This window comes from Halomonas cupida, assembly GCF_900142755.1.
GTDB lineage: Bacteria > Pseudomonadota > Gammaproteobacteria > Pseudomonadales > Halomonadaceae > Halomonas > Halomonas cupida.
In genome coordinates this window covers 1-14173 of the sequence record NZ_FRCA01000021.1, presented here as the reverse complement: position 1 = coordinate 14173, position 14173 = coordinate 1, and the positions used below count along the sequence as shown (strand labels likewise).

At 60.3% G+C, this 14173-nt stretch carries 11 protein-coding genes; 4 read left to right on the top strand and 7 right to left on the bottom strand.

Features of this window, described 5'->3' with window-relative positions; genetic code table 11:
• The first annotated feature begins 65 nt into the window (after positions 1 to 65).
• Complete coding sequence (locus tag BUE38_RS21795) at positions 66 to 2201, top strand: TRAP transporter permease (RefSeq protein ID WP_234987141.1); 2136 nt, start codon at positions 66 to 68, stop codon at positions 2199 to 2201.
• A 145-nt stretch (positions 2202 to 2346) separates the two neighbouring features.
• Here the strand turns inward: BUE38_RS21795 and metF are convergent, their stop codons facing one another.
• On the bottom strand, positions 2347 to 3195 hold the full coding sequence (metF, locus tag BUE38_RS21790) for a methylenetetrahydrofolate reductase [NAD(P)H] (protein WP_073437356.1): 849 nt from the start codon (positions 3193 to 3195) through the stop codon (positions 2347 to 2349).
• Between the two features lie 296 nt (positions 3196 to 3491).
• Between metF and BUE38_RS21785 the strand changes: the two genes are divergently transcribed.
• Entirely contained in the window at positions 3492 to 4424 is a 933-nt protein-coding gene (locus tag BUE38_RS21785) for an AEC family transporter (protein ID WP_073437355.1), read from the top strand.
• A gap of 4 nt (positions 4425 to 4428) precedes the next feature.
• Here the strand turns inward: BUE38_RS21785 and BUE38_RS21780 are convergent, their stop codons facing one another.
• Positions 4429 to 5085, bottom strand: coding sequence for a glutathione S-transferase family protein (locus BUE38_RS21780; protein WP_073437354.1), 657 nt, complete (start codon positions 5083 to 5085; stop codon positions 4429 to 4431).
• Between the two features lie 116 nt (positions 5086 to 5201).
• On the opposite strand from BUE38_RS21780, the gene BUE38_RS21775 reads away from it, so the two are divergent.
• Entirely contained in the window at positions 5202 to 5789 is a 588-nt protein-coding gene (locus BUE38_RS21775) for a TetR/AcrR family transcriptional regulator (protein WP_073437353.1), read from the top strand.
• Here the strand turns inward: BUE38_RS21775 and BUE38_RS21770 are convergent.
• The 5 genes from BUE38_RS21770 to metK form a co-directional block, all read right to left on the bottom strand.
• On the bottom strand, positions 5759 to 6580 hold the full coding sequence (locus BUE38_RS21770) for a UDP-2,3-diacylglucosamine diphosphatase (RefSeq protein ID WP_073437352.1): 822 nt from the start codon (positions 6578 to 6580) through the stop codon (positions 5759 to 5761). The two genes, BUE38_RS21775 and BUE38_RS21770, sit on opposite strands and share 31 nt — an antisense overlap.
• Positions 6581 to 6943: 363 nt before the next feature.
• Entirely contained in the window at positions 6944 to 8380 is a 1437-nt protein-coding gene (ahcY, locus tag BUE38_RS21765; protein WP_073437351.1) for an adenosylhomocysteinase, read from the bottom strand.
• Positions 8381 to 8566: 186 nt separating this feature from the next.
• Complete coding sequence (gene ligB, locus BUE38_RS21760; RefSeq protein WP_084542095.1) at positions 8567 to 10384, bottom strand: NAD-dependent DNA ligase LigB; 1818 nt, start codon at positions 10382 to 10384, stop codon at positions 8567 to 8569.
• Positions 10385 to 10729: 345 nt separating this feature from the next.
• Positions 10730 to 12220, bottom strand: coding sequence for a sodium/proline symporter PutP (putP, locus tag BUE38_RS21755; RefSeq protein ID WP_073437350.1), 1491 nt, complete (start codon positions 12218 to 12220; stop codon positions 10730 to 10732).
• 341 nt (positions 12221 to 12561) lie between these two features.
• Complete coding sequence (metK, locus tag BUE38_RS21750; protein WP_073437349.1) at positions 12562 to 13782, bottom strand: methionine adenosyltransferase; 1221 nt, start codon at positions 13780 to 13782, stop codon at positions 12562 to 12564.
• Positions 13783 to 14062: 280 nt separating this feature from the next.
• On the opposite strand from metK, the gene BUE38_RS21745 reads away from it, so the two are divergent.
• Positions 14063 to 14173, top strand: a 111-nt coding sequence (locus BUE38_RS21745) for a hypothetical protein (RefSeq protein WP_143166430.1), incomplete at its 3' end; no start/stop codon positions are given.

Genomic DNA, 14173 nt, shown 5'->3' with positions numbered 1-14173 from the left:
CAAGGTACTGATGCATGTCCCACACTCCCGAAACTCCTCAACATGACCGCCTGTCCGAGCAGGAGATGGCTCCCGTGTTTGCGGAAGGTGTCGATGACGAAGCCGTCGAGCCCAACCGCCGGTTGTTTGAAGGCTGGCAATGGTGGCTATTCGGTGTGCTCGCCGTGGCCTATTCGGCCTTCCATTTGATTTCTCTGAACATTTATCCGCTCGAGACCTGGTCGTTCCGTATTCTGCATATCTGTGGCGCTCTGGTGCTGGGCTTTGGTCTCTACGCCGGCTCACGCTTTGCCGAAGAAGGGAAAACCGCCAGGCCATCCTGGCCGGACCTCGCCGCTATCGCCCTGCTGCTCCCGGCGGGCTATGCACTGGTGCGTGCGGTGATGATGTATTACACCATGGCCGATGGCGCCATGCGTATCGAGCCGGCCATCGAGAACTGGCACTATGGTGCACCACTGATCCTTGCCACCTGTGGTGCCATCCTGCTGTCCTGGGTTCCGGGTCAGGCTCGTCACCGCATGGTGGTAGCCGATGTGGTATTGGTGGTCTGCTCCATCGCCGTAACGGTTTACCTGCTGACGGTCTTCAACAGTCCGCTGCGCGCTTCCACCGGCACCTCATTCGCTCCCATGGGGATTTCCTGGGCGGCCATTGCCGGATCGCTTTTGATTCTCGAGATGACGCGCCGCGTCGCCGGTCTTGCGCTAGTGGTCATCGCCGCTATCTTCCTGGCCTATGTATTTCTCGGCCCGATGCTGCCAGGCTTTCTCGGCTATCCGGGCCTCGGCCTCGGCCGTTTCTTCAGTCAGGTCTATACCGATGCCGGTATTCTCGGCCCGACCACGGCAGTGTCTTCGACCTACATCATCCTGTTCATTATCTTCGCCGCCTTCCTGCAAGCCTCCAAGGTCGGTGACTATTTCATCAACTTCGCTTTCGCCGGCGCGGGTCGTGCCCGCGGTGGCCCCGCTAAAGTGGCCATCTTTGCCTCGGGCCTGATGGGCATGATCAATGGCACCAGTGCCGGTAACGTGGTTTCCACCGGCTCGCTGACCATCCCGTTGATGAAGAAGGTTGGTTACCCAGCACGCAGCGCAGGCGCCATCGAGGCTGCCGCCTCCACTGGCGGTCAGATCATGCCGCCAATCATGGGCGCAGGCGCGTTCATCATGGCCGAGGTCACCGGGATTCCGTATACCGAAATCGCCGTCGCGGCCTTGATCCCCGCAATGCTGTACTTCGCCTCGATCTATTTCATGGTCGACTTCGAGGCCGCCCGCAAGGGCATGAAGGGGATGAGCAAGGATGAGATCCCGCAGTTCTCGAAACTGATCAAGCAGGTCTACCTGTTCGCGCCAATCATCATTCTGATCGCGGCCTTGTTTATGGGCTATTCGGTGATTCGAGCCGGTACACTCGCGACTGCATCCGCTGCGGTGGTGAGCTGGTTGTCGCCCTACCGCATGGGTATCCGCGAGATTCTCAAGGCCCTCAACCTCGCCGGCACCATGGCCATCCAGATCATTGCCGTCTGTGCCTGTGCGGGCCTGATCGTTGGAGTCATTGCCCTCACCGGCGTTGGGGCTCGCTTCTCGTCACTGTTGCTCGGCCTGGCGGGTGTCAGCCAGTTGCTGGCACTGTTCTTCGCCATGTGCATCAGCATCCTGCTGGGCATGGGCATGCCAACCACAGCGGCCTATGCGGTAGCGGCATCGGTAGTGGCCCCAGGCCTGATCAACATCGGCATCGAACCACTGGTGGCACACTTCTTCGTATTCTATTTCGCAGTGGTCTCGGCAATCACACCGCCGGTGGCGCTGGCCTCCTATGCCGCCGCTGGTATCTCCGGCGACAACCCCATGGGCACCTCGGTGGCTTCGTTCAAGATCGGCCTGGCCGCCTTCATCGTACCGTTCATGTTCTTCTACAGCCCGGCGATGCTGATGGAAGGCAGTTGGTTGCAGATCCTGCGTGTCGCCTTGACGGCAACACTCGGCATTGTGCTGCTGGCCGCCACAGTGCAGGCCTGGTTCTTCGGCCCGGTCAAGGCATGGCAACGTCTGCTGATGCTGATCGGTGCCCTGTTCCTGATCTACGGCGGCATCTACACCGATGTGGCTGGCTTGGCCATTGCCGCTCTGCTGTTCACCATGCAGCGTGCCCAGGGCGGTGGTGCAAAACCTGCCATCTCCAGTTGATGCACTGAACTACAGCAATACGGAAAAAGGGCCTCGCAGCGATGCTGCGGGGCCCTTTCCGTGTCCAGCGTTGTTGTTGTCCCTATCTCAGCGCAGTGCTATCTCAACATTGTGATGTGTTGATGTTGTGCTGTATTCAGCTGCCTCAGTGTGGAGAGCAGATGTTGTCGACGACCTTCAATGTCGGTGCGGCCTGATTGAGGGTGTAGAAGTGCAGGCCCGGTGCGCCACCATCCAGCAGACGCCGGCACAGGCGGGAAATCACCTCCTCACCAAAGGCCGCAATCGACTCGCTGTCATCGCCGTAGGCTTCAAGCTGCTTGCGGATCCAGCGCGGGATCTCGGCACCACAGGCATCGGAGAAACGTGCCAGTTTGCTGTAGTTGGTGATCGGCATGATGCCCGGGATGATCGGCGCCTCGACCCCCAGTTGACGTGCCCGCTCAACGAAATGGAAGTAGGAGTCAGCATTGAAGAAGTACTGGGTGATGGCCAGATTGGCACCAGCATTCATCTTGCGAGCAAAGTTCTGCAGGTCGGCCTCGAAGCTCGGCGCCTGCGGATGGGACTCCGGGTAGGCGGCTACGGCGATCTGGAAGTGATCCCCCGTCTCCTCGCGGATGAACTCCACCAGCTCGTTGGCGTAACGCAACTCACCGACACCTCCCATGCCGGAGGGCAGGTCGCCGCGCAGCGCCACCAGGTTATCGATGCCCTGCTCTCTGTAACTCAACAGCAGCTCACGCAACTGAGACTTCTCGCTGCCGACGCAGGACAGGTGCGGTGCGGTGGAAATACCACATTGACGCACAGCATTGACAGTATCAATGGTGCGATTCTGGGTGGAACCGCCCGCCCCATAGGTCACGGAGAAGAAACGCGGGTTGCGCTCGGCCAGCATATCGCGGGTATGCATCAGCTTTTCGCGCCCGGCGTCGGTATTGGGCGGGAAGAATTCGAAGCTGATACCCAGCGGATGCTCTTGTGCGCTCATTGCGTGTTCCTCGTCGCGGCTTCAGGCGGCATGAAGTTGAGTCATGGTGCGTGAATCATGGTTCGGATGCATCCGAAGTGGCGTTGCATCTCTCAAGTGTGTCCATTGTGACGACTGGCGCGCGCGCCGACCAATGAAAGTTTCGCCGGGTCACTATCAATTCCATTCATATAAAAACCGAGCGAGAAATAACCATTGCTTATAAAGCGACGAGCCAGCACATCTCACTGGCGACCCCATGACAACAGCCGCAAGTCTCGGCATCATGGGGCCTCTCTGGATAAGGACATCACCGCATGGCTCTCGACCCTACTGCCCTGATGGGGCCTCTGTGGACACTACTGGCATTCGTCGCGCTGGGGGTGGTGGCTGCACGCCGGCTGAAGGTCGACCCAAGGCCCATTGCCACCCTGTTGATCTACCTGATCGCTCCACTGACCTTCTTTCGCGCCCTGGTACTGGGTGGACCAACACCCGCTTGGTTGGGCCTGACCGCCTCGCTGTTCATTCTCGCCAGCCTGGTGGCGCTGCTGGTCAATGCCGTGGCCCACCGCTGGCTGCCCGGAGAGGAAGGCGCAGTACTGGCGTTCTCGGCCGGTACCGGCAATACCGGTTATTTTGGGTTGCCGGTGGCACTGGTGCTACTGCCACCGGAAGGCGTCACCGTTTACCTGTTCTGTGTATTGGGGGTGACTCTGTATGAGTTTACCGTGGGCTTCTACCTGAGTGCCCGGGGACGCTTCTCGGTTCGTGACAGCCTGCTCAAGATCGCCCGCCTGCCGCTGATCTACGCCTTTCTCGCCGCGCTGCTGGTCGAGATGCTCGGAGTCGACGTCCCGGAATCAGTGACCGAAGCCCTGAGCGTGTTTCCCGCGACCTATACTCTGCTCGGCATGATGATTATCGGCATGACATTGGGGCGTGTATCGCTACGCTCGCTGGATGGGCGGTTCATTGGTGCCTGCGTGGGGGTGCGCTACCTGCTGTGGCCGGCGCTGATGCTTGGTGCGGTCATGCTGCTGGACGCCACACTGGGACTCTCGCCGGACCTGCGCCTGGCATTACTACTGGTGGGAGTGGTGCCGATGGCAGCCAATGTCGTGGTCGTGGCCATGGAGCTGGGCATTGCCCCCGAAAAGGGCGCGCTGGCGGTACTGATCACCACCCTTGCCGCGCCCGTCGTGATTCCGCTCTATCTCAGCGGCATGCTGGCCATCGTAGGTCAGTAGCTGATCACTGCTGCAGGAACTCCGGCACCACCAGCACCTCACGTGCCGACGGCCTTGCCTTGACCCGCTCGACATAGGCCTGCACCCGGGGCGCCCTGGCTACCATGGTCCGGGCAGCAGGCTGGCCTACCAGATAATCGAGCATCGGGGCGGCCATGGCATCGGCGAGGGTGAACTGTTCGCCGACGATGTAGCCATCATCGCCCAACTGGTGCTCGATGATTGCCAGCACTCTTGTCACACCGGGCTCCGCCTCGGTCAGTCGCTGCTGATTGACCTCGCCTCCCTGAAGTAACGGCATGACGATCTCGAGCAGATAGTTACGCACAATGGCCTGATCCACCTGACTGGCGAACGCCGAGCACCATTGATCAACCTGAGCACAAAGACGGCTGTCGGTGGGTTGCAGTTCTGGCCCGCCAAATTCGCGATCCAGATAACGCAGGATACTGCCGGTCTCGAACAGTACCAGGCCTTCGTGTACCAGTACCGGTACCTTGCTGAAGGGATTGAGCGCTCCCAGTGCCGCCGTCCCCGGCATGCACTGCTGTCCCTGGTACTCCATGCTCTGCTGAAAATCGATGCCCTTCTCGTGACAGGCGAGCATGACGCTGCGCACGAAGTTACTGAAGGATGGCCCGAGAATCTGTACTGCTGCCATGACAGAGTCGCTCCTTGTCCACGGCGATGCCCATCATCGCCTTGCCTCTCAGCCTGGCCACAACCACAATATGTTCAAGAACATATTATTTATTCCCTCTCGATCGGGAACCTGCCATGCCCTGGAAAGCTCAGCACAAGGAAGAGAGCCGCGAACGGATTCTGGCAGCCGCGGCCGGCTGCTTCACTTCCCGAGGGTTCGATGCGGTGAGTATCGATGAGGTCATGCATCAGGCAGGTATGACCCGCGGTGCCTTCTACGCCCACTTCTCGAGCAAGGCCGAGCTCTACGCCCATGCCATCCGCCAGGCCGCCGAACGTGGCGTGGAACAACTCGATCGCCTGGCGACACCGCAACAGCGTATCGATGCCTATCTCAGTCAATCGACCAACCACCATGACGCGGCCTGCCCACTGGCCTGCCTGGTCAGTGACGTCGCCCAGCGTGATGATCAGGTTCGTGCTACCTATACCGCTCTGCTGGAAGATTTCCTGCAGCGTTTTCAATCAGGCGCGGCAGACTCGGAGGGGCGCCGCCAGGCCTTGATGCAGTCCGTGGCCATGATCGGCAGCCTGGCCATGGCACGTACGGTCGACGACCCGGAGCTGGCGGCGGAACTGCTGGATGCCGGACGCGCGCTGGCCAGCAACGCTGTCCCCGGATGCACGATGGCTCAAGCGCCAACCAGTACGCCCGGAGATTGAGGCGCCATCACAGGCTCGTGTTCGATGACCCGGCCCTGCCAATCGATCAATGACAGCTGACCATCATGGCTCTCCATCAGCGCCGTACAGTGCTCGACCCAATCACCGTCATTGCAGTAGAGCACACCATCCCGGGCCCGGAACCCTGCCTGGTGGATATGGCCTCCCACATAGCCGTCCAGCCCCTCGCGCGCTGCCTGATGCAGGGCTGCCTGCTCGAACTGCTCGACATAACGCTGAGCGGCACCGATACGCCCCTTGACCGCCGCCGACAGCGACCAGTACGGCATGCCCAGCGCCGAACGTGTCTTGTTGCACCAACGATTCAACGACAGCACGAACTGGTGCATGCCGTCCCCCAGTGCCATCACCCAGGGAGCCATGCGCACATGGGTATCGAACTCATCGCCATGGCTGACCAACAACCGACGCCCATCCGCCGTCTCGTGGATAACACGACGCTCAACACTTACCCGATGCACCTTGAGTCCGCACAGGCGGCGCATGGCGGCATCATGGTTGCCGGGGATATAGACGATCTCACAGCCACTGCGTGCCAGACGCAGAATGCGGGCCACCAGACGCTGTTGCTCAGCGGGTAACGAGGCGCGGCGATGCATGGCGATCAGATCGATGACATCACCGACCAGGTAGAGTCGCTCTGGTCGCACCCGACGTAACAGGCGTGACAACAGCGCAGCCTGGCAGTCCCGTGTACCGAGGTGCAGGTCGGAGATGAACAGGGTTCGAGGCGACAGGGTCTGAGTGCTTGGCGTGAGTGTAGTGGCCATGGGCATTCTCCTGGTTAGGCAAGCCCAAGCCTGACAAACCGCCATGACGACGCCATGGCGGCTGTATGACGATTCGATGTCGCAGAAACCACCAGCGAGCGACGAGCTTCGAGTGACGAGCCACCCTGTACCACACTGCCAGGTCCGTGCCGGAAACAAAACCCGTAGTCTGGCCAAATGGCTCAACACCGCTCGTAGCTCGCAACCCACATGGACGTGGGAAGTGCGTGTTCGTGTCAGGAACACGCATAGCCGACCCGCATCGTAGCTCGCGACCCACAGGGATGTGGGAAGTGCCCATGTTCGTCGGGAACGAACATGGGCCAGCTCGTAGCTCGTAGCTCGTAGCTCGTAGCTCGTAGCTCAGTATCTATAATGCTCCGGCTTGTAAGGCCCCTGCCGGGGCACTCCGCAATACGCTTCCTGCTCCACCGTGAGTTGCGTTATCACGCCGCCAAACCCTTCGACCATGTAACGTGCCACCTCCTCGTCGAGCTGGCGCGGCAATACCGTCACATCGATCTCGGCGGCTCGCTGCTCGTCCGGCAGATCGGCAAAGCGACGCTGGTAGAGATGGATCTGGGCCAGCACCTGATTGGCGAAGGAGCCATCCATGACCCGTGACGGATGGCCAGTGGCATTGCCCAGGTTGACCAGGCGACCCTCGGAGAGCAGATAGATCACATTGTGGCTGGCAGGGTCAAAGTCTGTGCCCGGCGTGGCATCGCGGTAAACCCGATGCACCTGCGGCTTGACCTCTTCCCAGTGCCATTCACGGCGCATGTAGGCGGTATCGATCTCGCTGTCGAAGTGGCCGATGTTGCACACCACGGCGCCATTCTTCAGCGCGCTCAGCATGGCCGCATCGCAGGCACTCACATTGCCGGTGGCGGTCACCACCAGATCGATCCTGCCCAGTAGTTCCTGGTCAACGCTTTCCTCACCAAGATTGACCCCGTCACGGTGAGGTGAGACCACTTCGTAGCCGTCCATACAGGCCTGCATGGCGCAGATCGGATCGATTTCGGCCACTCGCACGATCATGCCTTCCTGGCGCAGTGACGCCGCCGAGCCCTTGCCGACATCGCCATAGCCCATGACCAGTGCCTGCTTGCCCGCCAGCAGGTGATCAAGTGCGCGCTTGATGGCGTCATTGAGGCTATGGCGACAACCGTAACGGTTGTCGTTCTTGGACTTGGTGACAGCGTCGTTGACATTGATCGCCGGTACCTTGAGTTCACCACAGCGCGCCATGTCCAGAAGTCGATGCACGCCAGTGGTCGTTTCCTCGCTGATACCATGGATTGCCGACAGGTGCTGCGGATAGCGCTGATGGAGCATGGCGGTCAGATCACCACCATCGTCCAGCACCAGATTGGGCGTCCAGCCATCCACTCCCTCGATGGTCTGCTCGATGCACCACCAGAACTCTTCCTCAGTCTCGCCCTTCCAGGCGAATACCGGGATCTCTGCCGCCGCGATAGCCGCTGCGGCGTGGTCCTGCGTCGAGAAGATATTGCAGGATGACCAGCGCACCGAAGCACCAAGGTCGATCAGCGTCTCGATCAACACCGCCGTCTGGATGGTCATGTGAATACAACCGGCGATGCGGGCGTCCTTGAGTGGCTGCTCGTCACGGTACCGGGCGCGGATCGCCATCAGCGCCGGCATCTCGGTCTCGGCGATGCGAATCTCGCGACGCCCCCAGTCCGCCAGCGCCATATCCGCGACGCGAAAGTCAGCGAAGGCGGGGGTGACGGAAGTGAGCTGCGTAGCGTCAGACGGAGTTGCTGAAGTCATGCCAGGCTCCTGGTGGGTTCGATATGCATACCTCACTATAGGCACAGCTCAGGTGTCATGCAGCCGTGCCTGACTACTATTAACATGGCAATCAAATAGCTCATCCTGATCGATTTGATTTTCGGCGGCACATCCCTGTGCCGCCATTAACCCAACATGAAAGCATGCCGGGTTAATATCGACGGGTCAGTGATGAGCAAAGCCGTCGAGCCCAGCTTCCCGCAATGCCGCAACAAGTGACTGGACTTCGGAGTGAGCCACAAAGCGCATCCAGCGCTCAGCAGTGACCGGGCCAACACCCGGAATTTCTGCCCACTGGGTAACCGTGCGGCGCTCCAGATCCCGCCAGGACGCTAACCCGTGTTCATCCGGCAGGGGCGGCGCGCCAAGGGCAACCAACCATTGCTCGAAGCGCTTCTGTCGCGCTCCACGGAAACTCTCGACCAGATTCCGTGCACGCTGTGGGCCGATCCCCGATAACCGTCCGAGTTGTTCAGTGTCCAGCGTCTGCCAGTCCAGCAGGCCGTTCACCAGATCGGCATCGACCAGGGTCTGCCAGGTGCCGGGGCCAATTCCCGGTAGGGCGAGCGCCGAGTCACCACTCAACCAGACGAGTCTGGCCAGAAACTGTTTTCGACAGCCTGTCTCGGGATGCCAGCAGCTCAGCTCATGGTAGTCGTCGGCCTTCGGCGCCTCCAACTGGTGGGGAGAATCACCCCGCCAGGCCACGGCCTTGAGCTGAGGAATGATCAGACCAGCCAACTCGATGATGACTTGATCTCCCGGCTGCAGATCCAGTTCCCGCCAACGCTCGAGGCTCCCCAGCCCAACCCGGCGGAGGGTACGCCCGTCCACCTTCACAGGGTGCAACCTGGCCACCGGCGTGATCCGACCTGTGCGGCCGATATTGAACGCCAGGTCCCGAACTTCAGCCAGCGCCTCGCGTGGCGGATATTTCCACGCCAGTGCCCAGGCGGATGGCTGCGCCTGCCAGTGATCACCACTCGGACGGGAGGCCGCACGCAGGACTACACCATCAGTGGCAAAGGGGAGTCCCGAGGTGTAGCACTGCTGGCGCCAATGCTCGGCTGTCGCTATATCTTCTACCCGCTCACTGAAACGCTGAGCATCGGCAAATCCCAGTTGTGTCAGCCCGGCCAGGCGCTCGCCCATATCCTCTGGCCCCAACGGCCAGCCCCATACGAACAGGCCGATGTGACGTCCGGTATCAGCGTCCAGTCGATCGCGTGCCAACCAACCGGCAATCCTGGATCGCGCCCCGGCTGAGCCATCGTCGCGCTGGTGATGATTCGTCAAGCGCCGGTACAACTCGCCCTGCAACACCAGTTGCTGCGCATTGCGCTGGTCCAGATGACGGGTGTCGAGTTGCTGAGGTATGGCCTCGATCACCGAGGCATGGCGGCTCCAGTCCTGCCCTTCTCGCCCATCGCCCCGGCTGATCAGCTGAACCAGTTGCCCCTGTCGGTAGACCAGTGACACGGCAACGCCATCAACCTTGGGTTGAACCCAGGCGGGAGCATGGCTCGTCAGCCAATCGGCCACGTCATCACTGGAGGCTGCCTTGTCCAATCCGGTGTGAGCGAATGGATGCTCCAGAGTGTCGGATGCTGACGCTACCAGCGCAGCCCCCAATACCGGATCGTCCAGAGTCTCAGCCAATGACGGGAAGCAGGTCAGCCACTGGCGATAACGGGCCTCTGCCTGGTCATAGACCGCATCACTGACCGGAGATGAGCCGTCACGGCGATAGGCAAGATTCCAGGCCTCCAGTCGCTGGCCGACTGCGAGCAGCTGTTGCTCCGCCTGCTCACGATCCCACTCAGGACAAGCAGCAACGGCAGGTGTGATGACGAGGACTGTGACGAGAAAAAGGCCGACAGCGATGGCTGTTCTGAACGAATACCCAACCCTGAGAGAACAGCTGGATATGCGTGAACAGAAGAGAAATGCACGCTGGGTAGCGGCAGACAGACAAGTGCGCATGATGCCCTCCATGGATTCAGCGCCTTGTGATAACGCTAGCCAGGATAGGCAGTGGTGTGGGAAGCGACGCGCGAAACGGCACTACACGCCGGGCTACGCGAGCCTCGAACCCCATTATTAACATGGCAATCAAATAGCTCATCCTGATCGATTTGATTGTCGTCCGCACCACAACTGACGCAGATGCGCAGATCTGCTGGTGTGGTGCGGTCTCGCGTCGGCCTGATGGCCGATGGCGGCACGTCCCTGTGCCGCCATCAACCCAACATGAAAGCATGCCGGGCGCACATGAAAAACCCGTCCCTGCTTGCGCAGGGACGGGCTGTCTGGCGAGATCGAACGAGGTTACGAAATCGCGCGGAACTCGCCGGTATCCGCAGTGGCGCGGCTGACAAGAACAATTGCAATCCAGGCAAATACGAAGCCGGGAATGATCTCGTAGATGCCCGGGCCACCGAGGAAGCTCGCGTTCCAGCCCAGCGCAATCCACAGGATCACCGTCACTGCGCCAACCACCAGGCCGGATACGGCACCGGCACCATTCATGCGCGGCCAGGTCAGCGACAGGATGATCAAGGGGCCGAAGGCAGCACCGAACCCTGCCCAGGCGTTGGCGACCAGTCCCAGTACCTGGCTGTTGGGATCTCCGGCCAGCAAGGCGGCAATGATACCCACCGCCAGGACACAGATCCGGCCGGACAGGACCAGTTGCTTGTCGCTGGCGTTGCGATTGAGGAACAGACGATAGAAATCCTCGGTCAGTGACGAAGAGGCGACCAGCAGTTGGCTGGAGATCGTCGACATGACCGCCGCCAGCAGCGCAGCATACAGGAAGCCGGTGACCAGCGGATGGAACAACAGGTTGGACAGTACGATGAACAGTGTTTCCGGATCCGCGAGCGCCAGATCAGGATTGCGTTCAATAAAGGCTCGCCCGAACACCCCCAGCCCCACAGCTCCGGCCAGCGATATGAACATCCAGCTCATGCCGATATTGCGTGCCGTAGGTATTTCCTTCACCGAACGGACGGCCATGAAGCGCACAATGATGTGCGGCTGACCGAAATAACCCAAGCCCCATGCCACCGTCGAGAGGAAGCCAAAGAAGGTCAAACTGTTGAACAGCGACAGGAAATCTGGATCAACTCCAGCGAGGGTTTCCGAGGCCTGCGAGAAGCCTCCACCACCTTCACCCCACAGCACCACCGCGGGCATGATGATCAGCGCCAGCATCATGATGCAGCCCTGTACAAAGTCGGTCAGACTCACCGCGAGGAAGCCGCCGACAACGGTGTAGGTCAATACCACCGCCAACGTCAGCCAGATGCCTACGGAATAGTCACTCATACCGCCGATATTGATCAGTTCGCCGAAGGCGCTCTCGAACAGCTTACCACCAGCCACCAGGCCCGAAGCAGTGTAGACCGCGAAGAACACCACAATGATGATCGCCGATACCGTACGCAGCGCCATGGCCTTCGACGGGAAGCGACTGGCAAGAAACTGCGGAATGGTCAGGGCATTGTCGTAACGCTCAGTCTGCTCACGCAGGCGTGGCGCAACCACGATCCAGTTGACAAAGGCCCCTACGAACAAGCCAATCCCAATCCAGGCTGCGCTCATCCCCGTGGTAAAGAGCGCCCCCGGCAGCCCCAGCAACAGCCACCCGGACATATCCGAGGCCCCTGCCGAAAGCGCCGCCACTGCAGGTGGCAACTGCCGCCCGCCCAACATGTATTCCTCGGAATTCGAGGTAGACTTCTTCGCTGCGTAGATGCCGATGGCGATCATCAGCACAAAGTAGCCGATCAGACTGATCCAGACACCGATAGCCATATACATTCTCCTGCATGACCCTTGAGGGCGCTTGTTTTATCGACAGGCATTACGCTTGCAACCTGATCGATTTGTTCTTGGAGGTAACCGAATTTCATGTGCGCCTCGGGTTCTCAACCAGGCGACATGATGCCTCTACTCTAGAAGCAAATGCACCGATTCATCTTCATTCTTTGGTCATGACTACCATCCTGGTCGACTCGATCATTGCATCACCTTGAGCGTCACTACAGTCAATTCTGATATTTCTGCGCGTGAATTGCACGATTCAGCAAAGCCTAAAGAAAATGCCCCGCCGATCACTCGAGGGGGCATTCTGCTTCTGCCTGGGTATTTGACGCTTAAAGGCCTGCTGCCTTGCGCAGCGCTTCAGCGCGATCCGTCTTCTCCCAGGGGAAGGCGGTAAAGGTTTCGGTATGGCGCAGCCCGTCGGTATCGATCCAGCTATAGCTGGTTTCGAAGGGCTCACGACCGAAGTGGCCATAGGCAGCCGTCAACTGATACATGGGATGCAGCAGGTCAAGCATGCGTGTAATGGCGTTGGGGCGCAGGTCGAAATGCTCACGCACCAGCTCGACGATACGCATATCGTCGACCTTGCCGGTACCGAAGGTATTGACCGATACCGACGTCGGCTCGGCAACCCCGATGGCGTAGGACACCTGAATCTCACAGCGCTCTGCCAGACCAGCCGCCACGATGTTCTTGGCCACATAGCGACCAGCATAGGCAGCACTGCGGTCAACCTTGGAGGGATCCTTGCCGGAGAAAGCGCCGCCGCCATGGCGCGCCATGCCACCATAGGTATCGACGATGATCTTGCGTCCGGTCAGACCGCAGTCACCCACCGGGCCACCGATCACGAACTTGCCGGTGGGGTTGATGTGGTACTGGGTACTGTCGGATAGCCACTCCTGCGGCAACACCTGCTCGATGATCTCGCGCTTGACCATCTGACGCAGCTGCTTCTGGTCGATATCAGGGTCATGCTGGGTCGACAGCACCACCGCCTCCACCGCACAAGGCTTGCCGCTTTCGTCATAACGGAAGGTCAACTGACTCTTGGCGTCGGGTCGCAGCCAGGGCAGCATGCCGTTCCTGCGCAGCTCCGCCTGGCGCTCGACCAGACGATGGCTATAGTGAATCGGCGCCGGCATCAAGGACTCGGTTTCGTTGGTGGCATAACCGAACATCAACCCTTGATCGCCTGCGCCCTGGTCTTCCGGCTTCTCCCGGTCGACTCCCTGAGCGATCTCCACACTCTGTTTACCGATCAGGTTGAGCACGCCACAGGTCGCGCCGTCGTAGCCGACATCGGAAGAGGTGTAGCCGATATCCAGAATGACCTTGCGCACCAGATCTTCCAGGTCCACCCAGGCGGAGGTGGTGATCTCTCCGGCAACGATGGCAACCCCGGTCTTGACCATGGTTTCGCAGGCCACACGGGCATTCTTGTCTCGTGCGATCAGAGCATCAAGCACCGCATCGGAAATCTGATCGGCAATCTTGTCCGGGTGACCCTCGGACACGGATTCTGAGGTAAACAGGGAGTATTCGCTCATGGCGTCCTCGACCCTCTGGAAGCTATATACGGCAGGCGGGCCTGATTCGTTCATCGATTTGACCGGTCGCGATTCTACACTTTCGCCGCGCCGCTGCCCAGCGACGGGGCGGGCTGCCTGCACGTTGTCATTTGATGGCGGGGGCGTTTCCGGCGACAATATGCACCATCGATAGCGCCGCCCCTGCTGGAAACGGCGCCCTGATCCCCCGATGCACGCACCGTCGAGCCCGACGATGGCATGCGTCAATTGTCACTTTGCCGCAGGCGAGGAGCCCTCAATGCCGTCCCGTTTCGAACTGGCCAATGCCATTCGCGCCCTGTCCATGGATGCCGTCCAGAAGGCCAACTCCGGCCACCCCGGCGCCCCCATGGGGATGGCCGACATCGCC